Origin of the sequence: Janthinobacterium kochi (assembly GCF_051380715.1) — a bacterium.
Classification (GTDB): domain Bacteria; phylum Pseudomonadota; class Gammaproteobacteria; order Burkholderiales; family Burkholderiaceae_D; genus Janthinobacterium.
The window spans coordinates 68,125-91,328 of record NZ_JBNYXO010000010.1; the positions used below are offsets into that span (position 1 = coordinate 68,125).

General features: G+C 60.1%; 15 protein-coding genes. 8 read left to right on the plus strand and 7 right to left on the minus strand.

Translation table 11 applies throughout. The features are described 5' to 3' along the window. Positions 1 to 38 precede the first annotated feature (38 nt). Complete coding sequence (locus tag ACQ4WL_RS20220) at positions 39 to 956, plus strand: ABC transporter ATP-binding protein (protein ID WP_436511346.1); 918 nt, start codon at positions 39 to 41, stop codon at positions 954 to 956. A gap of 9 nt (positions 957 to 965) precedes the next feature. Beyond that, the gene (locus ACQ4WL_RS20225; protein ID WP_436511347.1) at positions 966 to 4,547 is read left to right on the plus strand and encodes an ABC transporter permease/M1 family aminopeptidase; all 3,582 of its coding nucleotides are present in this window, start codon (positions 966 to 968) and stop codon (positions 4,545 to 4,547) included. Positions 4,548 to 4,620: 73 nt separating this feature from the next. Here ACQ4WL_RS20225 and ACQ4WL_RS20230 read toward each other — a convergent pair whose 3' ends face one another. Then, complete coding sequence (locus ACQ4WL_RS20230; RefSeq protein ID WP_436511348.1) at positions 4,621 to 5,400, minus strand: acetoin reductase; 780 nt, start codon at positions 5,398 to 5,400, stop codon at positions 4,621 to 4,623. Positions 5,401 to 5,689: 289 nt separating this feature from the next. Here ACQ4WL_RS20230 and ACQ4WL_RS20235 point away from each other — a divergent pair, with 289 nt between their 5' ends. Beyond that, complete coding sequence (locus ACQ4WL_RS20235; protein ID WP_436511349.1) at positions 5,690 to 6,106, plus strand: hypothetical protein; 417 nt, start codon at positions 5,690 to 5,692, stop codon at positions 6,104 to 6,106. Here ACQ4WL_RS20235 and ACQ4WL_RS20240 read toward each other — a convergent pair. Then, positions 6,103 to 6,585: a DUF1203 domain-containing protein gene (locus ACQ4WL_RS20240; RefSeq protein ID WP_436511350.1), complete on the minus strand. Its 483-nt coding sequence runs from the start codon at positions 6,583 to 6,585 to the stop codon at positions 6,103 to 6,105. The two genes, ACQ4WL_RS20235 and ACQ4WL_RS20240, sit on opposite strands and share 4 nt — an antisense overlap. Before the next feature lie 193 nt (positions 6,586 to 6,778). Next, positions 6,779 to 7,291 carry a single-stranded DNA-binding protein gene (ssb, locus tag ACQ4WL_RS20245; RefSeq protein ID WP_058050329.1) on the minus strand — a complete coding sequence of 171 codons (513 nt, stop codon included), beginning with the start codon at positions 7,289 to 7,291 and terminating at the stop codon, positions 6,779 to 6,781. Between the two features lie 381 nt (positions 7,292 to 7,672). Here ssb and uvrA point away from each other — a divergent pair, with 381 nt between their 5' ends. Continuing rightward, complete coding sequence (gene uvrA, locus ACQ4WL_RS20250) at positions 7,673 to 10,522, plus strand: excinuclease ABC subunit UvrA (protein WP_436511351.1); 2,850 nt, start codon at positions 7,673 to 7,675, stop codon at positions 10,520 to 10,522. 143 nt (positions 10,523 to 10,665) lie between these two features. On the opposite strand, the gene ACQ4WL_RS20255 is transcribed toward uvrA, so the two are convergent. Then, positions 10,666 to 12,537, minus strand: coding sequence for a phosphoenolpyruvate carboxykinase (GTP) (locus ACQ4WL_RS20255; protein ID WP_436511352.1), 1,872 nt, complete (start codon positions 12,535 to 12,537; stop codon positions 10,666 to 10,668). 328 nt (positions 12,538 to 12,865) lie between these two features. On the opposite strand from ACQ4WL_RS20255, the gene ACQ4WL_RS20260 reads away from it, so the two are divergent. Further along, complete coding sequence (locus ACQ4WL_RS20260) at positions 12,866 to 13,879, plus strand: D-2-hydroxyacid dehydrogenase family protein (protein WP_436511353.1); 1,014 nt, start codon at positions 12,866 to 12,868, stop codon at positions 13,877 to 13,879. Here ACQ4WL_RS20260 and ACQ4WL_RS20265 read toward each other — a convergent pair. Next, complete coding sequence (locus ACQ4WL_RS20265; RefSeq protein WP_436511354.1) at positions 13,867 to 14,640, minus strand: L-asparaginase; 774 nt, start codon at positions 14,638 to 14,640, stop codon at positions 13,867 to 13,869. The two genes, ACQ4WL_RS20260 and ACQ4WL_RS20265, sit on opposite strands and share 13 nt — an antisense overlap. Positions 14,641 to 14,802: 162 nt before the next feature. On the opposite strand from ACQ4WL_RS20265, the gene ACQ4WL_RS20270 reads away from it, so the two are divergent. Then, positions 14,803 to 15,288, plus strand: coding sequence for an asparaginase domain-containing protein (locus ACQ4WL_RS20270; protein WP_034781194.1), 486 nt, complete (start codon positions 14,803 to 14,805; stop codon positions 15,286 to 15,288). A gap of 521 nt (positions 15,289 to 15,809) precedes the next feature. Next, complete coding sequence (locus ACQ4WL_RS20275) at positions 15,810 to 18,545, plus strand: TonB-dependent receptor (RefSeq protein ID WP_436511355.1); 2,736 nt, start codon at positions 15,810 to 15,812, stop codon at positions 18,543 to 18,545. 135 nt (positions 18,546 to 18,680) lie between these two features. Here the strand turns inward: ACQ4WL_RS20275 and ACQ4WL_RS20280 are convergent, their stop codons facing one another. Further along, complete coding sequence (locus tag ACQ4WL_RS20280) at positions 18,681 to 19,577, minus strand: recombination-associated protein RdgC (RefSeq protein ID WP_071075042.1); 897 nt, start codon at positions 19,575 to 19,577, stop codon at positions 18,681 to 18,683. A gap of 116 nt (positions 19,578 to 19,693) precedes the next feature. Further along, the gene (dinB, locus tag ACQ4WL_RS20285; protein WP_436511436.1) at positions 19,694 to 20,812 is read right to left on the minus strand and encodes a DNA polymerase IV; all 1,119 of its coding nucleotides are present in this window, start codon (positions 20,810 to 20,812) and stop codon (positions 19,694 to 19,696) included. Positions 20,813 to 21,017: 205 nt separating this feature from the next. Between dinB and ACQ4WL_RS20290 the strand changes: the two genes are divergently transcribed. Further along, positions 21,018 to 23,171 carry a S9 family peptidase gene (locus ACQ4WL_RS20290; RefSeq protein ID WP_436511356.1) on the plus strand — a complete coding sequence of 718 codons (2,154 nt, stop codon included), beginning with the start codon at positions 21,018 to 21,020 and terminating at the stop codon, positions 23,169 to 23,171. The last annotated feature ends 33 nt before the right edge of the window (positions 23,172 to 23,204 follow it).

Below are 23,204 nucleotides of genomic sequence, written 5' to 3' on the forward strand. Positions count from 1 at the left end.
TGCCGGCTTTTACACCCAAGCTCTGGAGAGTGCTGCACATGCTATCGATCAAACAGCTGAACAAAACATATGCCAATGGCGTCAAGGCCATCAACGATGTCAGCCTGGAGATTCCCAACGGAATGTTCGGCTTGCTGGGACCAAATGGCGCAGGCAAGTCCTCGCTGATGCGTACCATTGCCACCTTGCAAGACCCCGATAGCGGCAGCATCCACTTCGATGGCCTCGACGTGCTGCAGGACAAGGCAGGCTTGCGCCGCCAGTTGGGCTATCTGCCACAGGATTTCGGCGTGTACCCGAAGGTCAGCGCGGAAACCCTGCTCAATCACTTCGCCGTGCTCAAAGGCTTGACGGAGAAGGGGGTACGCAAGGAAGCCGTGGAAGCCTTGTTGCAGCAAACCAATCTGTGGGAAGCACGCAAGCGCAATTTGGGCACGTATTCGGGCGGCATGCGCCAACGCTTCGGCATCGCCCAAGCCCTGCTGGGCGCACCGCGCCTGGTGATCGTCGATGAACCCACTGCCGGCCTGGACCCGGACGAGCGCAACCGCTTCCTGAACCTGCTGGCGAAGATCGGCGAGCAGGTGGTGGTGATCCTGTCGACGCACATCGTCGACGACGTGACGGACCTGTGCCCGCGCATGGCCATGATCGTCAAGGGGCAGGTGCTGGTGCAGGGCGAGCCGCAGGCCGCCATCGACACCCTGCTCGGCAAGGTGTGGCGCCGCAGCGTCACGACGGAAGAACTGGCGCAGTACCAGCAATCGCACAATGTGCTGTCGACGCGCCTGGTGGGCGGCAAGCCGCAAATCAATGTGTATGCCGACAGCCAGCCCGACAGCGGCTTCGTGCAGATCGCCCCGGACCTGGAAGACGTGTACTTCCTGCATGTGCGCAACGCTGCCCGCCACGGCGCCGCCGCTTCCGCCGCAGTACCGGCCGCAGTCGCGGCGTAAGGGGCCGCCATGTGGAAGGAATTTTTCAAGTTTGACCTCGGCTATCAGCTGAAACAGCCGCTGCTGTGGGTATTTGCCGTCATCCTGGCCTTGCTGGCCTTTGGTGCCAGCAGCAGCGATTCGATTCAGATCGGCGGTGCCATCGGCAACATCAACCGCAATGCGCCCACCGTGGTGGCGCAGTTGCTGACAATGTTCAGCCTGCTCTCGATGTTGCTCATCACCATCTTCATCGCCGGCGCCGTGCTGCGCGACAGCGAAGTGGGCATGGCCGACATGCTGTTCGCCACGCCCATGCGCAAGTGGGATTACCTGTTCGGCCGCTTCGCCGCCGGCTTTGTCGCCTGCCTGGTGATCTTTGCCGCCATTGCCCTGGCCCTCATGCTCGGCCCCCTCATGCCCTGGGTCGATGCGCAGCGCGTGGGGGCGTTCTCGTTGCATGCGTATGCGTGGAGCTTCGCCGTGATGGTGATCCCGAACCTGCTCTTCATCGGCGCCCTGCTGATGCTGCTGGCGGCCACCACGCGCTCGATGATGCTCGTCTACGTGGGCGTGCTGGGCTTTTTCGTGCTGTGGGGCACGGCCGGCGCCTTCACGCGCGACATCAACAACGAATGGATCGCCGTCCTGCTCGACCCGTTCGGCATGCGCGCCCTGGGCCGCATGACGCGCTACTTCACGTCCGCCGAAGCGAACGCGGGCCTGCCGCCTTTTTCCGGCTTCCTGCTGGCCAACCGCTTGCTGTGGCTGGGTATCACGGTGCTGATGTTCACCGCCACCGTGATCCTGTTCAAGCCGCAGCGCACAGGCACGGGAAAACGCCTGTTTGGCAGGCACAAGGCCGTGGCCGCCGCCCCCGCCGTCACGGCGCCGCTGCAGCTGCCGCGCAGCCTTCCCACTTTTACCCCGGCGACGGCCTGGCGCCAGTGGTGGCATATCCTGAGCTTCGACGCGGCTGGCGTCTTCAAGAGCCTGCCCTTCCTCGTCATGCTGCTGTTCGGCATGATCAACCTGATCGCTGCCGCCAATGTCGGCGAGAACATGTACGGCACGGCCGTGTATCCGATGACGCATTTGATGCTGCAGCAGATCAGCAACAGCTTCAGCTTCCTCCTGATCATCATCGTCACGTTTTACGCGGGCGAATTGATCTTCAAGGAACGGCAAGCCAGGATCGCCGATGTCAGCGACGCCATGCCCGTGCCCGATTGGGTGCCCCTGCTGGCCAAATGCACGGCCCTGATCGGCGTCATCGCCGGCTATCTGCTGGCGGGCGTCATCACGGCCATCGGCTTCCAGCTCGTCAAGGGCGGCGCGCCCGTGGAACTGGGGCTGTACCTGAAAGGCACTTTGCTGGGCGCCCTCTTCTTCGTGCTGATGGGCTTGTGCGCTCTGACCCTGCAAGTATTGTCGAACAACAAGTTTATCGGCTACCTGCTGGTGATCCTGCTGATGGTGGCGCAAGCCGTGCTGGGCATGCTGCACCTGGAACACAATCTGTACGCCTTCGGCGGCACGCCGGCCATCAAGTACTCGGACATGAATGGCTATGGCCATTTCCTGACGGGCTGGGCCTGGTTCGCGCTGTACTGGAGCCTGTTTACCGTGGCGCTGGTCCTGCTGGCGCAGGCGTTCTGGGTACGCGGCCTGTCCACCGGCTGGCGCGCTCGCGTGCGCCTGGCCGGCCAGCGCCTGAACGGCCATGCCGGCGCCGTGCTGGCCGCTGTCCTGCTGTGCTGGGCCGGCACGGGTAGCTGGATCTTCTACAACACGAATGTGCTGAACCAGTACGTAGCGTCGAACATCGGCATGGACAAGCAGGCGCGCTACGAGAAATTGTACAAACAATACAAAGACTTGCCGCAGCCGAAGATCACCGATGTCCAGGCCGATGTGGATATTTATCCTGAGCAACGGAAAGTGTTGATCAAGGGCCACTACGTGCTGCAAAACAAAACGCAGCAGCCGCTCGACACCCTGCGCATCCAGCTCAACCCGGACCTGGAAACGCACTGGTTGAATTTGCCTGAGCACAATGTCGCGCTCGATGACAAGGAACTCGGTTTCAGCATCCTCAAGCTGGCCCAGCCCCTGGTACCGGGCGCCACCCTGCCGCTGGACTTCACGGTGGCGGTCACGCATCAGGGTTTCACCAACGATGGCGCACCGGACCAGCTCAACCTGAACGGCAGCTTCTTCAACAACCAAGCCTTTTTCCCCCACTTCGGCTATGCCAAGGAAATGGAATTGCTGGATCGTAATGAGCGCCGCAAGCGGGGCTTGGGCGAGCCGCAGCGCATGGCCAAGCTGGAAGATTCTTCCGCGTATGGCAACACGGTGCTGGGCGGCGATGCTGACTGGATTCATTTCGACACGACGGTTTCCACCAACGGCGAGCAGATCGCCCTGGCGCCCGGCTATCTGCAAAAGAGCTGGGAACAGGATGGCCGCCGCTACTACCGCTACAAGATGGATCAGCCGATGCTGCCGTTCTTTGCCTACCTGTCGGCGCGCTGGGAAGTCAAAAAAGGCGAGTGGAACGGCCTGCCGATCGAGATTTATTTCGATAAAAAGCATGGCTACAATACGCAGCGCATGATGACCTCCGTGCAAAAGTCGCTCGACTACTACAGCACCCAGTTCTCGCCCTACCAGCACAAGCAGGTGCGCATCCTGGAATTCCCCGGCTACCAGAGCTTCGCGCAGTCGTTTGCCAATACGATTCCGTATTCGGAAGGCATCGGCTTCATCGCCGACCTGCGCGACAAGGAGGACATCGACTACGTGTTCTACGTCACGGCGCACGAAATGGCGCACCAGTGGTGGGGCCACCAGGCGATTGGCGCCAACGTGCAGGGCGCCAGCATGCTGATGGAATCGCTGTCGCAGTACTCGGCCCTGATGGTGATGGAAAAGGAGTACGGCCGCAATAGAATGCGCCGCTTCCTGCGCTATGAACTGGACCGCTACCTGAGCGGACGCGGCGGCGAAGCCATCGAAGAACTGCCGCTGGCACGCGTGGAGGGACAGCAATACATCCACTACAACAAGGGCAGTCTGGTGTTCTACCGCCTGCGTGACGAAATCGGCGAGCAAGCCCTGAACCGTGCCCTGAAACGCTATCTGCAGGACAAGGGCTACCAACAGGCGCCATTCACCACCTCGCGCGAACTGCTGGCCTACATCCGCGCCGAAGCGCCACAGGACAAGCAGGCGCTGATCACGGACCTGTTCGAGAAAATCGTCTTCTACGACAACCGCGTGTCGCAAGCGACGGCCGTGCAGCGCAAGGACGGTCAGTGGGATGTCACCATGCAACTGCACCTGGCCAAGCTGGAGTCCGACGGCAAGGGCAAGGAGAGTGCGCGCGGCTATGACGAGCCGGTGGAAATCGCCATCTTCGCGCGCCCCCCAGGCGCCAGGGAAAAGGATGAAAAAGTCCTGTTCACGGACAAGCGCGTGTTGTCGGGCAGCGATCCCGTGGTAACCATCACCGTGAAGGACAAACCATTTGAAGTGGGCGTCGATCCGTACAACAAGATGATCGACCGCGTCTCGCGCGATAACCGCAAGGAAATCACTTTCAATTAAGGCTAGCTTGAACCAACGCAAACAGGCCACGCCGTCACCGACAGCGTGGCCTGTTTTTTATGCCATCAGTGTTTTAACGATACACGAGTCCACCATCGATCAGCGGAGCCTGGCCCGTCATGTAGTCCGAGTCCGGCCCCGCCAGGAAGGAGACCAGCCCCGCCACGTCTTCCGGCGTCTCGGCACGTCCCAGCGCGATGCCGTCCACGTATTTCTTGTACGTCGCGCCCAGCTCGGCGCCAGTCAGTTCGGCCATGCGCTTGTCGATCTCGACCCACATGTCGGTACCGACAACGCCGGGGCAATACGCGTTGACGGTGATGCCGTCGGCCGCCAATTCCTTGGCCGCCGCCTGCGTCAGCGCGCGCACGGCAAACTTGGTGGCCGAATACACACCCAGCAGGGCGAAGCCGTCATGCCCAGCGATGGAACATGCATTGATGATCTTGCCCTTCTGCTGGCGCGCCTTGAACTTCTTGGCAGCTGCCTGGATGCCCCACAGCGTCCCTTGCACATTGATGCGCATGATGCGGTCGACCTCGGCCGGCGTCACGTCGAGCAGCGGCTGCACTTGCGCGATGCCGGCATTGTTGACGATGATGTCGAAGCCGCCCAGTTCCTGCTCGGCAAACGCCACTGCGGCGCTCACCTGATCGAGCTGCGCCACGTCGGCAATGAAGGTGACGGCGCGGCGCCCCAGCGCGCGCACCTCGGCGGCGGCAAGGTCCAGCTTGTCCTGGTTCAAATCCACCAGCGCGATATCGGCGCCGTCCTTGGCCAGGCGCAAGGCGATAGCCTTACCTATACCTTGCGCGGCACCCGTGACCAGTGCGACTTTTCCGGAAATACCCATTTGCGTTCCTTTCAGTAAAGGGAAGAAGAGCAGCAAAAAACCGGTCCGGCGCAGCAGCGCCCGCGGCCGGTTCCGCAGCGTAGAGACGCTTCAGCCTACCTGAAATCGGCATTTGGCCGCATCTTGAAACGTGCGCACCCCAAAAAAGTACCTGGGTCAAGAAAGGTGGAAAAAACCGTCCTCGAACTGGCCCTGCGCGCGCTGCCGTACAGGCGCCTGGCAGCCACTGGCGTAAGATGGGCAGCATCGCCATCGCCTGGTTTTTATCCACGTTCAAAGGAAATTTCATATGCTGCGTCGTCCACTGCCCATCTGCGCCAGCCTGCTGCTGGCGGCACTCGTCTTTGCCACGCCGGCCTGGAGCGCTGATCCTGTCCACAAGGAAAACGTCGAATTGACGGCAGACAAGAAAACGCACAGCGTGAAAGGCAAGATCAAGGGCTACGCCACGGCCGAATACACGGTGACTGGCAAAGCCGGCCAGACCCTCAGCGTCAAGCTCAAGACCAATCGATCATCGAATTACTTCAACATCCGCCAGCCAGGCCAGGATGAAGCCCTGTTCATCGGCTCGACCAGCGGCAACAGTTACCAGGCGAAACTGCCGGCCGATGGCGAGTACACGGTGCAAGTGTATTTGATGCGCAACGCGGCGCGCAGGAATGCGGTGGCGGTGTACACACTCGATATCGGCTTGCGCGATTAGGCAAGGGAGCGGCCAACGCGGTCGATGCGGGCCGCATAACAGCCCCGCTTGGCATTGTGGACGTGAATATAACTGACGTCCGCATGGCCAAATAGTTGTGCAATGACGGCCTCTACAGCGGTGCCGTCCACCACTTCCGCATCGAGCATCATGCCATCGGCAGCATAGGCGCGCAGCGACAATAGACGCCGCCGCATCGATTCAGGCACTTGATTGATGGCATCGTACGCTTGTGTAGCGCCCTCACGGACAAAAATGGCGTGGGAAGCCCGGTAGGGCGTCATGGCGGGCTGGCAGACATGGTTCAACAACAACACGGTCTCGCCCAACTCGGCATCCACCAGCGTTATACGGTCAGGAAATCCGGGATCTTGGTCGACCACACAGCGTCGCATGCCGAGCGCCGTTAACTCGGCATCGGATAAGGAAAAAAAGGGCAGAAAAGGCTCGGGCGCTAGCCCCGCAATGCGAAAATCCATGCTGTGCTCCGGCGTCGTCAAAACCACCATCAGACCAGCATCCGGACAGCGCCGCCATCCGTTTCTTGCTGTGAAATGGGACGATGCGCCCCGGATTGCCGTCTACAGCCCGTGCCTACAAAAAAAGCCTGCTTCACGAATGAAGCAGGCTTTTTATCGACAGTGCCAGACGGCAAGCGTCAGAACGGCAGATTTAAAATGGAATATCGTCATCCATATCCGAGAAGTTCGGTGCTGGCTTCGGTGCCGGGCGTGGCGCCGGTGCCGGGGCTGGACGCGGAGCGGGTGCCTGGCGCGGCGCCGGGGCGTCGTAGCCACCACCACCACCGCCGTAGCTGTCATCGCCACCGCCGGCGTCGCCGCCCATGCCGGAGCGACCTCCCAGCATTTGCATCTGTTCCGCGATGATGTCGGTTGCGTACTTCTCGACGCCGTCCTTGTCCGTGTATTTACGGGTTTGCAGACGGCCTTCGACGTAGACGGACGAGCCTTTTTTCAGGTATTGGCCGACGATTTCCGCCAGGCGGCCGAAGAACGAGATACGGTGCCACTCTGTCAATTCTTTTTGTTCGCCCGTGTTGCGGTCCTTCGATTTGTACGAAGTGGCCACGGCGATATTGGCGATCGCGTCGCCGCTAGGCATGTAGCGGATTTCCGGGTCACGGCCCAGATTGCCGACGATGATGACTTTGTTGACTGATGCCATGAATAACTCCTGATGAACTGCAGCGGGAGCCGGTGTCCCGCGCGTTAGTTTAGTGTACTAAACGAGGATTATAAGCGACCACGCGGCGCAAAGCACCCGCTTTCTAACGGACGCCAGCTACCGTGCGGCAGCACGTTTTTTTCACGGCAAGGGAAAACAAGAAACTTGAATACTGGTATTATATACAGTGTTTAAACGTCGGCACGCATCTGTATCAAACTTTGTCGGGGCACGTTCGCCCGGCGGCGCAATCCGCCCATGGACGCCCCAGGCATGCAGAGCAAAACCCGGCTATAGTTACAGGTTGACCCGTTGTGGCTCCTCATCTGCACCCAGGCACAATGCGCCGGCCGCACCACTCACTGAAAGCAAGGCAATCACATGGAACAGATCCGCATTCGCGGCGCTCGCACGCATAACCTCAAGAATATCAATCTCGATTTGCCGCGCAATAAGCTGATCGTGATTACCGGCTTGTCCGGCTCCGGCAAGTCTTCGCTGGCCTTCGACACCTTGTACGCGGAAGGCCAGCGCCGCTATGTCGAGTCGCTGTCGGCCTATGCGCGCCAGTTCCTGCAATTGATGGAAAAGCCCGACGTCGACCTGATCGAGGGCTTATCGCCCGCCATCTCCATCGAACAGAAGGCAACGTCGCACAACCCGCGCTCAACGGTGGGCACCGTGACGGAAATCCACGATTATTTGCGCCTGCTGTACGCGCGTGTCGGCACGCCCTACTGCCCCGATCACCCGGAAAACGCGCTGGCCGCCCAGTCCGTATCGCAAATGGTCGATGCCGTGCTGGCCATGCCGGAAGACACCAAGCTGATGATCCTCGCGCCCGTCGTCGCCAACCGCAAGGGCGAGCATGTCGACCTGTTCGAGCAGATGCAGGCGCAGGGTTTCGTGCGTTTTCGCGTGCAGAGCGGCACGCATGCGGCCAAGATCTATGAAGTCGATGACCTGCCGAAATTAAAGAAAACAGAAAAACACACGATCGACGTCGTCATCGACCGCATCAAGGTGAACCAGGAAATCAAGCAACGCCTGGCGGAAAGTTTCGAGACAGCCCTGCGCCTGGCCGATGGCCGCGCCATTGCCTATGAAATGGATACCGCCCAGGAACACGTGTACTCCAACAAGTTCGCCTGCAATGTGTGTGGCTATTCCCTGCAGGAACTGGAACCGCGTCTGTTCTCGTTCAACAACCCCATGGGCGCCTGCCCCGAATGCGACGGCCTGGGACACATTGAATTCTTTGACCCGAAACGCATCGTCGCGTTCCCGAACCTGTCGCTGGCGTCGGGCGCCGTCAAGGGCTGGGACCGCCGCAACCAGTTTTACTTCCAGATGCTGTCGAACCTGGCCGCGTATTACGAGTTCGACCTGGACATGCCGTTCGAGCAGCTCGCACTGAATGCCCAGCAAGCCGTGTTGTACGGTTCCGGCAAGCAAGTAATCCCGTTTACTTATGTCAACGAACGGGGCCGCACCGTCATCAAGGAACACACGTTTGAAGGCGTGGTCAACAATCTGCAGCGCCGCTACCGCGAGACGGACTCGATGGCAGTCAAGGAAGAACTGGCCAAGTTCATCAATGAAAAATGCTGTCCGTCATGCGATGGCGCGCGCCTGCGCGTGGAAGCGCGCTTCGTCAAGGTCGGCACGGGCAAGCAGCAGCGCGCCATCTATGAAGTGGCGGCAAAACCGCTGCGCGAAACGCTGGAATTCTTTGAAAAACTGAAACTGACGGGCGCCAAGAAAGAGATCGCCGACCGCGTGGTCAAGGAAATCATTTCGCGCCTGAAATTCCTCAACAATGTGGGCCTCGATTACCTGTCGCTGGACCGCAGCGCCGACACGCTCTCCGGCGGCGAAGCACAGCGCATCCGCCTGGCGTCGCAAATCGGCTCCGGTTTGACGGGCGTCATGTATGTGCTCGATGAGCCGTCAATCGGCTTGCACCAGCGCGATAATGACCGCCTGATCGAAACGTTAAAACACTTGCGCGACATCGGTAACAGCGTGCTGGTGGTCGAGCATGACGAAGACGCCATCCGCACGGCCGACTACATCGTCGACATGGGCATCGGCGCAGGTGTGCACGGCGGCGAAATCATCGCCGAAGGCACCCTGCAAGACATTCTCAAAAACAAGAAATCGCTGACGGCGCAATACCTGAATGGCAAGCTGAAGATCGCCGTGCCCGCCAAGCGCCACGCCAGCAATCCGGAAAAGCAGCTGGTCATTACTGGCGCGACGGGCAACAACCTGAAAAAGGTTTCGCTGAACTTGCCGGTGGGTTTGATGACGTGCGTGACGGGCGTATCCGGTTCGGGCAAATCGTCGCTGGTCAACGATACCCTGTATCCAGCCCTGTCGCGCCATCTGTACGGTTCGCAGACGGAACCGGCGCCGCACGAATCGATCAGCGGCCTGGAGCACTTCGACAAGGTCATTTCCGTCGACCAGGCACCGATCGGCCGCACGCCGCGCTCCAATCCCGCCACCTACACGGGCTTGTTTACGCCGATCCGCGATCTGTTCTCCACGGTGCCGACAGCCAAGGAACGCGGCTACAGCGCGGGCCGCTTCTCGTTCAACGTGAAGGGTGGACGCTGCGAAGCGTGCCAAGGCGATGGCGTGATCAAGGTCGAGATGCATTTCTTGCCCGACGTCTACGTGCCATGCGACGTGTGCCACGGCAAGCGCTACAACCGCGAAACCCTGGAAGTGCACTACAAGGGAAAGAACATCACGGAAGTGCTGGGCATGACGGTGGAGGAGGCGCATGAATTCTTCAAACCCGTCCCCTTGATCGCGCGCAAGCTGCAAACCCTGCTCGATGTGGGCCTGGGCTACATCAAGCTGGGCCAGAGTGCCACCACCTTGTCGGGCGGCGAGGCGCAGCGCGTCAAACTGTCGCTGGAATTGTCCAAGCGCGACACGGGCCGCACCCTGTACATCCTCGATGAGCCGACCACGGGCTTGCACTTCCACGACATCGATTTGCTGCTGAAAGTCATACACCGCCTGCGCGACCAGGGCAACACCCTCGTCATCATCGAGCACAACTTGGACGTCATCAAGACGGCCGACTGGATCGTCGACCTGGGCCCCGAAGGTGGCGCCGGCGGCGGGCAGATCATCGCCACGGGCACGCCGGAAGACGTGGCCATGAACCCGGCCAGCGTGACGGGCAAGTACCTGGGGCCGCTGCTGAAGCAGTAACGACGGCAGCGCAATAAAAAACGGCGCGGATTGCTCATGCAATCCGCGCCGTTTCTCTTTTTGCTAGCACCCCAGTCATTGCCGGCGTGTCATTTATCGCACGCCAGTCTTCGCCGACGTGTTTCTCCCCCCACTACTAAACTTTATGCACTCAGCCGCTTTTCCAGCGCAGCCTTGTTATCTGCCAATTCTTGCGGCAGATGATACGCGAGTTTTTCAAACAATTCCGTATGCAATTTCAATTCTTCCACCCACGCCGCCTTGTCGATCGACGTGATGGTGTCGAACTGTTCTTGCGTGAATGGCAAGCCATCCCAGTTCAGGTCGCCATACTGCGGCGTCGTGCCAAACAGATTTTCCACGCCGCCCGCCTTGCCTTCGATGCGTTCCAACATCCATTTCAACACGCGCATGTTGTCGCCAAAGCCAGGCCAGACGAATTTGCCCGCGTCGTCCGTACGGAACCAGTTGACGCAATAGATCTTCGGCAGGGCGGCGGGGTTGACTTTGCCCACCTTGACGCCCATGTCCAGCCAGTGCTGGAAATAATCGCTCATGTTATAGCCGATAAACGGCAACATGGCAAATGGATCGCGGCGCACGACGCCCATCTGGCCCACGGCCGCGGCCGTCGTTTCCGAGCCCATGGTGGCGGCCATGTAGACGCCTTCGACCCAGTTGCGCGCTTCCGTTACCAGCGGCACGGTGGTCGAGCGGCGGCCACCAAAGATGAAGGCCGAGATCGGCACGCCGGCCGGATCGTCCCAGGCAGCATCGATCACCGGGTTTTGCGTAGCCGCCACCGTGAAGCGCGCGTTCGGGTGCGCCGCCTTGGTGCCGGATGCCGGCGTCCAGTCCTTGCCCTGCCAGTCGATCAGGTGGCTTGGTGCTTCTTTCGTCAAACCTTCCCACCAGACATCGCCATCGTCCGTCAGCGCCACGTTGGTGAAGATCGTGTTGTCGCGCATGGACGCCATGCAGTTGTAATTGGTTTTTTCGTTAGTGCCCGGCGCCACGCCAAAATAACCCGCTTCCGGGTTGATGGCGTACAAACGGCCATCGACGCCCGGCTTGATCCAGGCGATATCGTCGCCGATGGTGGTCACTTTCCAGCCGTTAAAACTTGCCGGCGGGATCAGCATGGCGAAGTTGGTCTTGCCGCAAGCCGATGGGAAGGCTGCCGCCACGTAATGCTTCTTGCCTTCCGGCGATTCCACGCCGAGGATCAGCATGTGTTCGGCCAGCCAGCCCGGATTGTTGTCCGATGCTTGCGCTTCCTGATAGCCCATGTTCGAGGCGATGCGCAGGGCGAAACATTTCTTGCCCAGCAAAGCGTTGCCGCCGTAGCCCGAACCGAAAGACCAGATTTCGCGCGTTTCCGGGAAATGCACGATGTACTTGGTGCTGTTGCATGGCCATTTCACGTCGGCTTGGCCGGCAGCCAGCGGTGCGCCCACGCTGTGCACGCACGGCACGAAGGCGCCGTCGGTGCCCAGCACGTCGTACACGGCACGGCCCATACGGGTCATGATCTTCATGTTGACGGCGACATACGGCGAATCGGACAGTTCCACGCCGATGTGCGCGATGGGCGAACCCAGCGGGCCCATCGAGAATGGCACGACATACATGGTACGACCGCGCATGCAGCCATCGAACAGGCCGTTCAAGGTGTGGCGCATCTCGCCAGGCTCGGTCCAGTTATTCGTCGGGCCCGCCGCTTCTTTCGTTGCCGAGCAGATATACGTGCGGTCTTCGACGCGGGCCACGTCGCTCGGGTCGGAGCAGGCCAGGTAGGAATTCGGGCGTTTTTCCGCGTTGAGTTTTTTCATGGTGCCGCTGGCAACCATTTCGGCACACAGGCGCTCGTACTCTTCTTGCGAACCATCGCACCAGTAGATGCGCTCCGGCTTGGTCAGCGCGGCAATGTCGGCCACCCAGTTGATCAGTTTCTGTTGTTTAATATAAGCTGGGACGTTGAGTGCGGCGACGCCACCCATGACGGGCTGATTCATATTACCTCCAATACCAATAAAAGAAATTCTGGTCATTCCGGCAAGACAGGCAGCATCGTTGAGAGGTGGCTGCGGCTCACTGCAGGCGGCGTCTTCACGCGAGCAGGGCTCTGGTGTCGTTTACCTGGATCATGCACCCAGGCTGCGGGAACAGTTTGCGCTATAACTATACTCAGGAAGCTTCAAAAGTGCCGGCGATTGTACACCCGCCAATCAGCTATTCTCGCAAAAATGTAGGAGCATAGCTTGACTAATGTAGTAGGCTATTCCGCATTTCCCGTATCCTGTTATTTCCCTACCAAATTCTTACTAAAATCGGCCATCCACCATGAAAATTGCCATACTCGATGATTACCAGGATGCCGTGCGCGGCCTCGATTGTTTCCCATTGCTCGCTGGCCACGAGGTCAAAGTGTTCAGCAATACGGCGCGGGGACTGGGCCAGCTGGCCATCCGCCTGGCGCCGTTCGACGCCCTGGTGCTGATCCGCGAACGCAGCAGTTTCAACCGCGCCTTGCTGTCGAAACTGCCGAACCTGAAACTGATTTCGCAAACGGGCAAGGTCAGCGGCCACATCGATGTGCCGGCCGCCACGGAGCTGGGCATCGCCATCGCGGAAGGTATCGGCTCGCCCACGGCGCCGGCCGAACTGACGTGGGCGCTGATCATGGCTGCGCAGCGCAAGATCGTGCCGTATGCGCAACATTTGCAGGAAGGGCTGTGGCAAACGTCAGCAATCGAGCCGGCGCGCAATACGCTGGGGACGGTATTGAAAGGGCGCACCCTGGCGATCTGGGGCTACGGCAAGATCGGTCAATTGATCGCCGGCTATGGCCGCGCCTTCGGCATGACCATCCTCGTGTGGGGCAGCGAAGCGAGCCGCGCGGCGGCCGTGGCCGCTGGCGACACGGCGGCAGAGTCGCGTGTAGCCTTCTTTGAACAGGCCGACGTATTGACCCTGCACCTGCGCCTGTCCGAGACGACGCGCGGCCTGGTAACAAGCGACGACCTGGCGCGCATGAAGCCGACGTCCCTGTTCGTCAACACCAGCCGCGCCGAGCTGGTGGCCGAGGGCGCGCTGGAAGCGGCGCTGCAGCAGGGGCGCCCAGGCGCGGCCGCGCTGGACGTGTTTACGGACGAGCCGCTGGCGCCAGGCGCGCCATTGCTGCTGCTGCCGAACGTGTTGGCCACGCCACACCTGGGCTACGTCGAGCGTGACAGCTATGAGCTGTACTTCCGCTACGCCCTGCAAAACATCGTCGATTTTGCGCAGAATCAATGCACGCGCCTGCTCAATCCCGAGGTGTTGCAGCACGCGCGGCAAGCCCCTCAGGAGCGCTGAAACCCCTTGATAAGGTCAGGCTCGCCGGTGATGCGGATGGCGGGCGCCGGCAGCACGTGCCGGCCGCGCCACAGGCCGGCCCAGCCGGGCGGCCAGGCGATGTCCGGCCCCTCGTACGGCGCCACGCCGGCGCGCACGGCGACCACCGGCACGGGCGGCATGTCTTGCAAGGGCTCGCCCGGGGTGCGCTGCATGTCCAGGCTGTACATGTAATTGGGCAACAAGGCGTCGCAGACGCGGCCAAACCACGCGCTATGGTCGTCGTCGCGCCCCAGCGCCTGCGCCAGCCCCTGCGGGTCGAAACGCGCCAGCGCATCGATCAACTCGCCGGTAGAGGCGCCGGGCGTATCGCCCCAGCCCATCACGGGGTTGACGTTGTAATCGGCGCCCGAGCCATACCAGCCTTCGCGCCAGGGCCGCTGCATCCAGTCGCGCGGCCCCGTAAACAAATGCCAGCGCCAGTGCAGGCCCGACGGCTTGGGCCAGGAATACAGATACAGTTTTTGATAGCCGGCCTGGTGCAGCTCGCGCACCATGGCCATCAAGCGCGCATGCGGCATGCGGTCGGGCGGCGCGCGGCGAAACAGGATCGCTTCGCCATCGGCAAACTGCACATCGTCGGTCGACAGGTTCAAGTCCAGGGTGCGCGCTTCGCTGCCGAAACGGGCGGCGATCCAGCCCGTCAGCAAATTGACGGACGTGATGACGCCATAGCCGCGGTGGCGGTGAAAAATGACGGTACCGGGAGCGAGCGCTTTCATACGGAGTCAGGGTGGCAGGCAAACAAAGAAACCAGTGTACTCAGAGATGGCCAAATTTTCCAGAGGCGATCTGCAACGGCCCGCAACGGGCCCGCCATTCACGCAAGGCGCACAATCCACGCTATCATGCGCGTCATTCTCCACTGACATCGTGACCACATCATGACTTTGCGCATACTCGCCACTGGCGGCACTTTCGACAAACACTACAACGAATTGAACGGTACTCTGGGCTTTTCCGACAGTCATTTGCCGGCAGCGATTGCCCGCGCGCGCATGACGGCACCCGTGGCCCTGGAGCAACTGCCCCTGCTGGACTCGCTCGACATGCAGGATGCGGACCGCCAGCGCGTGCTGGCCTCGTGCCGCGCGGCACAGGAAAAAGCCATCGTCATCATCCACGGCACCGACACCATGCGCGAAACGGCGCAAGTGCTGGGCGCGGCGAACCTGCAGCAAACGGTGATTTTGACGGGCGCCATGATTCCCTATGAGATCGACAATTCCGATGCTCTGTTCAACCTGGGCTTTGCCTGCGGCGTGGCGCAAACCTTGCCAGCGGGCGTGTATGTGGCCATGAATGGCCAGATCTTCGCCTGGGACAATGTGCAAAAGAACCGCGCCGCCGGCGTGTTCCAGCCCTTGTAAGACGATGGCAGGCAGGATGCAAAAAGCAGACTGAAAAACGGTCTGACTGACATCCTGTCACAATTCGACAAGCCCGTTTTCAACGGGCTTTTTTTACGTTTTTTCGCCTTTCATAAATTCAGCAATACAACAGATTTCATCAAATTATTATAGGTAAAACATCAAATTGCCAATACAATAATTTTATGTTGTAAAAAAACACCATCTATCATTTTTAAAAACATCGGCATTATTAAATATAAAACTGCAATTTAACAATTGAGTTAAATATTCTTCTGTATCCATAATTTATTGCCAAATCCGACACGGTTGATGTGCATTTTTTCTTGCTGAGACGACATAATGTTTGCCTCGACAAGTCATAAGTGCATTTATAACAATATTGCGCTAAGTAGTCTTCCACTTCCCACCGACGTGGTTCCGCCTACCGTACACGAGCACCCTGGTCATCTATCCGATGGCTTGATACGTGCTCGTGTACCGCTTGTCGTTATTAAAACTACTACGGAGTAATTGTTACAATGGCATTTAAAGAAAAAATCGGCGTGCGCAGCGTACGCCTGGCCCTGACCGTCCTGGCAGGTAGCGTGTTGTTCTCTGGCCAATCCATGGCTGACGAAGCAATTCAAAAAGTTGAAATTACCGGTTCGAGTATCAAGCGTATCGCCGTCGAAGGCGCACTGCCTGTGCAGCGCCTGACGCAAGAAGCGATCGCCAAATCGGGCGCCACTTCCGTAGCCGACCTGATCCAGGCCCTGCCCGCCATGCAAGGCTTTACCATCGGCGCGGTCGCCGCTGGCTCGAATTCGGGCGGCAATACCAGCGCATCGCTGCACGGTATCGGCGAGACCTACACCCTGGTACTGCTGAATGGCCGCCGCATCGCGCCACAAGGCTCCGGCACCACGGTCAACCTGAACGCCATTCCGATGAGCGCAGTTGAGCGCGTCGAAGTCCTGACCGACGGCGCTTCGGCCCTGTACGGCTCGGACGCCATCGCCGGCGTAGTCAACTTCATCCTGAAGAAAAACCAGCAAGGCGCCACCCTGGAAGCCACCTACGGCGGTCCGGAAGACAAGGGCGGCAACGCCTGGAACACCAGCGTCACCTACGGTTTCGGCGACCTGGACGAAGACCGCTTCAACGTGCTGGTGTCGTACCGCCACGACGAGCAATCGAAACTGCGCGCTACCGACCGTACGTTCGCCGATAGCTCGTACCTGAAATTCGCCCGCGGCGGCAAGAACTACATCTGGGACCGCACCAGCACCTCGGCGGCACCGGCTGGCGCCACCGTAGCCTACAAAACGAAGGACAGCGTATCGACCGCCTTCACACCATATTATCTGCAAAACAACAAAACGTGCCCTGACGGTTTCGACCTCACCACCAGCAATGCCCGCGCTTGCGGTTTCGACACCGGTTCCACGGTGGAAATCGTGCCGCAATCGAAACGCGACAGCCTGTTCACCAAGGGTACCTACAAGCTGAACGACAACCTGAACGCGTTCGCCGAAGTCGCCTACTCGCGCTTCGACCTGACCGCGCGTATCGCCGCCAATCCGATTCCGATTTCGATCGCCAAGGACAGCGCGCTGTACAACACCTATGTGTCGCCCTACCTGACGCCAGCGCAACGTGCCGACGTCAAGTCGGTCACCGCCAACTACCGTACGACGGACTTTGGCCTGCGCGCCAGCAACACCATCACCGAAACCAAGCACATGGTGCTGGGCGTGGAAGGTGAACTGGGCGCTTGGAACTTCGAAAGCGGCCTGACCTGGTCGCAAAACTCGATCGACGAGCGCTACACGAGCGGTTACGCGACAAATCAGGGCTTCAAGGACATTCTGGCCAATCCGGATTTCAATCCGTTTGCAACAACGCAAAAGCCATCCGTGCAGTCGCAAATCGCTGGCGCGCAGTTCATCGGTTCGATCCGTACCGCGTCGACCACCATGCGCGGCATCGACACGCACGGTTCGCGTGAACTGTTCTCCTTGCCAGGCGGCAAGGCCAGCCTGGGTATCGGTGGCGATTACCGCACCTACCGCTATGAGCAGTCGCCAGACAGCAACGGCACGTCGAAGGATATCTACAACTTCAACACCTCGCCTGCCTACGACTTGAGCCGCGATACCTATGGCGCCTTCGTCGAGTTGCTGGCACCGCTGACCAAGTCGTTCGAAATGACCGTTGGCGGCCGTTACGATGCCGTCAAGGCGATCGATGACAAGCTGAACAGCAAAACTGTCGGCAAAAAAGACAGCGCCAATACCTACAAGGTATCGGCACGCTGGCAGCCGGTACAAACCGTGCTGATCCGCGGTTCCTACGGCACGGGCTTCAAGGCGCCAAGCATGCTGGATCTGGCACAGCCATTGGTCACTGCAGGCTTTACTGCCAAGAAATTTGATTGCCCTTACCCAGGTACGGCACTGTGCCGCGCGGAAGCAACGCAATACAACGCCATGTCGGAAGGCAATCCTGAGCTGCAATCGGAAAAATCGAAACAGTTCACCCTGGGCTTCCGTGTCGAGCCTAGCGCGGCCTTCTCGTTCGGCGCCGACCTGTGGGACGTGAAACTGCGCAATGCCGTATCGGAAATCACCGAAGCGCAGGCATTTGCCGATCCAGTCAAGTACGCGACGAGCTTCACGCAATATATCGAACCATCGACCGGCAATCCCTACTACGCGTTCAAGAAACTGTCGGTCAACATCGGCAAGAAGGAATACCGTGGTATCGACTGGGATCTGTCGGCCAACCACAAGTTTGACTTCGGCAAGCTGACCGCCCAACTGAGCGGTACGCACATGTTGCACGCCAACTACACCAAGGCAGGCAGCAACAACGTGTTCACCAGCAACATGGACTTCTTCGGCGACACCAACGAAGTCACGTTCCGCAACCTGATGAAGCTGACGACAACCCTCGATACGGGCCGCCTGAGCAACACGGTAACGGTCAACTACCGTAACGGCTACACCGATGCAGCCGCTACCGTGTACGACGTAGCAGCCGCAAAAGAAGTGAAGGATTTCCGCCTGCAAGTTCCGTCGTACACCACGTTCGACTGGCAAGCGCGTTTCGCCTTTGACAAGCAAACCACGATCCGCGCAGGCATCAAAAACCTGTTCGACCGTGCACCGCCGCTGTCGCTGCGTTCTTCGTCAGGCCACCAAGTCGGTTTCGACCCACGCTACGCCGATCCAATGATGCGTTCGTTCTACATCACCGGCAACTACAAGTTCTAATTTGACGTCGTGAATTAGCTTGTCTGGAAAGCGCCTTGCACTTCACCGTGCAAGGCGCTTTTTTTATGCAGCAACATACTCCACAGGCGAAAAAAAAGGAGCGTCAGCTCCTTTTCCGTACCTGTACAACTGCTTTTATGCAGTCGCTTCGCCGCCCAATGCTTCGACCACGTCGGCCATCAGCTTGGCGAGCTCGCCCGTCATCAGCATCAGGTCGCCGTCGAAACGCTCGTCGTCGTTCTTCGTGCTCGATTCCGTTTCCTTGATCACGTCCAGCGGCTTGACGCTCTTGATGGCCAGGGACTCCGTCAGCACGAACGAGATCTTGTCGTTCCACGTCATGGCCAGGCGCGTGCACTGCTTGCCGGCCGCGATGTGGCGGCGCACGTCGTCCGCTTCCAGGGTGTGGCGCACGTAGCGCACGGTGGCCTTGCTCTCGCCCGTGGCGCGCAATTCAGTGTCCATGTCGACCGTGAAGCCGGCAGGCGCATCGTCGGCCTGCAGCCACTCCGTCATCACCGCCACGGGCGAGCGCTGCACGCGCAGGCTTTCCAGCGGCAGTTTGTCCACGGCTTTCAACAGCAGCTTGATGACTTCATCGGCTTTTGCCGGGCTGGCGGCATCGACCACCAGCCAGCCATTGACCGGGTCGATCCAGGTCCAGACGTTGCTGCGGATGCTGAAGGCGCGCGGCAGCAGCTCGTCGGCCACGCGTTCCTTCAATTCTTTCATGGCTTTCTTGCCAGGCGCAAATCCTTGCGCTTCTTCCATCTCGGCAGCGCGGGCCTTGGCCACCTGGTTGATAACGGTGGCTGGCAACAGTTTCTTTTCCGTGCCCAGCAAGATCAACATTTGCTTGTTGACCACGTGCACCAGACCACCGTTCGGGCGCGGCGTATCCCAGCCCTGGCGCATCAGATCCATGCTGGTCGCCGGCGTAAATTTGTTCGAGGACAAGGCCTCTTCCAGTTGTTCTGGCGTGTAAGCCCACGGTGCGGGCAGGCGGTAAATCTGAAGATTCTTGAACCACATAGTTTTTGTCTTCCGTTTGTTTCAGTAGTGCCAGGGGAACGCCATTCTACACTTTCGACGTGAAAATGCCGTCAAAAGCGCGGTCCGGCGCGGTATGTATCTTGTAGGAAACGCCGCTAGAGGCTGGGAAACAGCTCCGCCTGGGCCGGCGCTTGCCGCGTCACCACGGCCGGATCGCACAAGGTCGAGATGCGCACGCCCAGCAGGCGGATTTTCTTTTCAAATGGCACGCGCCGCAAGCAGTCGCGGCTGGCGCGCAGGATGGCGGCGGCGTCCGCCGTGGCGCTGGGCAAGGTGATGTCGCGCGTGACGGTGCTGAAATCCTCGAAGCGCAGCTTGATGCCCACCGTGCGCCCCGCCAGCGATTGTTTATCCAGATCGCCCGCCACGCGCGTGCACAGGCTTTCCAGCTTTTCCGACAGGGTGGCGCGGTCGCGCACCACCTGCAAGTCGCGCTCGAACGTCGTTTCGCGGCTGACGGACTTGGTTTCCCGGCTCGTCTGCACGGGCCGCTCGTCGATGCCCAGCGCCGCCTGCCGCAGCCAGCCCGTGTACAGGTCACCGAACTGCGTGCGCAGCATGGTGAGATCGGCCCGCGCCAGCTCGCCGATGGTGACAATGCCCAGCGCTTCGAGCTTGGCCGTGGCCTTCGGGCCGATGCCATTGATCTTTTTTGCCGGCAAGGGCCACACGCGCGATGCAACATCCTCGGGCGACAAAATAGTGAGCCCGTCGGGCTTTTCCAGGTCGGAACAGATTTTTGCCAACAATTTGTTGGGCGCCAGGCCGACCGAGCACGACAGGCCTGTCGCCTCGAACACGGCCGCCTTCAGGCGCGCCGCCATGGCCGGCGCCTGCTCGCCGTATTCCGTCAGGTCGACATAGATTTCATCGATGCCGACGTTCTGGATGATCGGGCACAGCTGGGCCACGGCTTGCTTGAAGCGGGCCGAATACTCGCGGTAAGCCTCGAAGTCGGCGGGCAGCAGGATGCTGTCGGGCGCCAGTTTGGCCGCCTTCATGATGCCCATGGCGGAAAACACGCCAAACTTGCGCGCCGCGTAGGTCGAGGTGGTGACGACGCCGCGCCCCACGTAGTCGCGCATGCGCGCAAACTGCCGCGTGCCATCTTCCTGCAGCACCGGTTGCTGCAATCGCCCGCCGCCGATGACGACGGCTTCGCCGCGCAATTCGGGATATTTCAGCAGTTCCACAGAGGCAAAGAAGGCATCCATGTCCAGGTGGGCTATCCAGCGGCGGGCGGGTGGCTCGGGAAGTGGGGAGGCAGATGTGGTCAAGGACACCTCGCGGCAGGATACTGTAGTTATATACAGTATCGCTGGAAATGCCCGTGGATGCAAGTTGAAACGCATGCGCACCGCAGTTGCTTTTCTCAATGGCAAGATTACAATCCTGACACAACTATTCAAAGGAGTCGCCTTGTCCATTACCCATCACGCTGCGCGCCGCCGGTCCGCCTGGTTATCCATCTTGCCGGCCCTGCTGTTGTCCACCCTGGCGGCATCCGCGCTGGCCGCCGACGCCGCCACCGCCCCCGTGGCCGCCAAGACAGCCTGGCAGGAAACGCGCCACGGCACGCTCGTCACGGACGACTACCGCTGGCTGCAAAAGAAGACCGATCCTGCCGTGATCGACTACCTGAATGCGGAAAACGCCTACACGGCGGCCGTCACGGCCCCGATCCAGCCGCTGGCCGACAAGCTGACTGCGGAAATCAAGGGCCGCATGCAGGAAGTGGACCTGTCCGTGCCTGCGCGCCAGGGCAACTTTTACTATTACACGCGCACGGAAGCGGGCAAACAATACCCGCTGCATTGCCGCCGCCCTGTCGGCGCACATGGCGCCTACGATGCGCAGGCAGCTGAGGAAATCCTGCTGGACCAGAATCAATTGGCCGAAGGTCACAAATTCTTTGCCGTGCGCGCGTTTGCCATCAGCCCGAATGAGCAATTGTTGGCCTACACCACCGACACGACGGGTTTCCGCCAGTACGAGCTGCATGTCAAGGATTTGAAGACGGGCAAGTTGCTGGGCGACACCATGCAGCGCGTCACCTCGCTGGCCTGGGCGGCAGATAACGCCACCCTGATGCTGACGCAGGAAGACGCCACCACCAAGCGCGCGGACCGTTTGTTCCGCCTGGCCCTGGGCGGCACGGCGCAGCAGGTCTACCACGAGCCAGTGGAACAGTTCGCCATCGGCGTGAGCCGCACGCGCGATCATCGCTACTTTGTGCTCACCGCGCGCAGCACGGATACCAGCGAAGTGCTGCTGCTGCCAACGAGCAAGCCGCAAGGCAGTTTCCAGTCCGTGCTGATACGCGAAAAGGGCCACCGCTACGGCATCGAACACCGCGACGGCCAGCTGTATATTCTCACCAACAAAGATGCGAAGAATTTCCGCGTCGTCAGCGCGCCGCTGTCTGCGCCGCAGCCGAAACACTGGAAGAGCGTCGTGCCGCACAACAAGGACGCCGTGATCCAGTCCATCGACGTCTTCCAGGGCCACCTGGTGGTGATGGAAAAGGCGCGCGCCCTGAACCGCGCGCGCATCTACGATTTCGCGCATAAAAACTGGAAGACGGTGCAGTTCGACGACCCCGTCTACCTGGCCACGGCGGCCGGCACACCGGAGTTTTCCGCCACACAATTTCGCATGTCGTACCAGTCGCCCGTCACGCCGCCCACGGTGATTGACGTCAACATGCAGGATGGCAAGCGCACGGTGCTGAAACAGCAGGAAATCGTCGGCGGCTTTGACGGTAGCCGCTACACGACACAGCGCTTGTGGGTGACAGCGCGTGATGGCGTGCAAGTGCCGCTGTGGGTCGTCTACAAGAAGGGCGTCAAGCTCGACGGTTCCGCGCCGCTGCTGCTGTACTCGTACGGCTCGTATGGCATTTCCACGGAGGCCAGTTTTGCCATCAGCCGCATCAGCCTGCTGGAGCGGGGCGTCATCTATGCCCAGGCGCATATCCGCGGCGGCACCGACATGGGCGAAGCCTGGCATGAAGACGGCATGCTGATGAAGAAGAAAAACACCTTCAATGACTTCATCGACAGCGCCGATTACCTGGTGCGTGAAAAATGGACCAGCCCGAACCGTCTGATCATCCAGGGTGGCAGCGCCGGCGGCCTCTTGATGGGTGCCGTCGTCAACATGCGTCCCGACCTGTTCCACGCCGTGCACGCGGCCGTACCGTTCGTCGACGTGATGAACACCATGATGGATGCCAGCCTGCCGCTGACCACGGGCGAATACCTGGAATGGGGCGACCCGAACCAGAAGGCGGCCTACGACTACATGCTCAGCTACTCGCCCTACGACAACATTGCGCGCAAGAATTATCCGGCCATGCTGGTGACGACAGGCCTGAACGACAGCCAGGTCATGTACTGGGAACCGGCCAAGTATGTGGCCAAGCTGCGCGCGTATAAAACGGACGGCAATGCGCTGCTGCTGAAAACGAATATGGGCGCCGGCCACGGCGGCGCGTCGGGCCGCTATAACGCCATCGCCGAGAACGCATTCAATATGGCGTGGATGCTGTCGCAGTGGGGTATTACCCAATAATGTAAAAAAGCGCTTGCACAAGGGTTTTAGCCA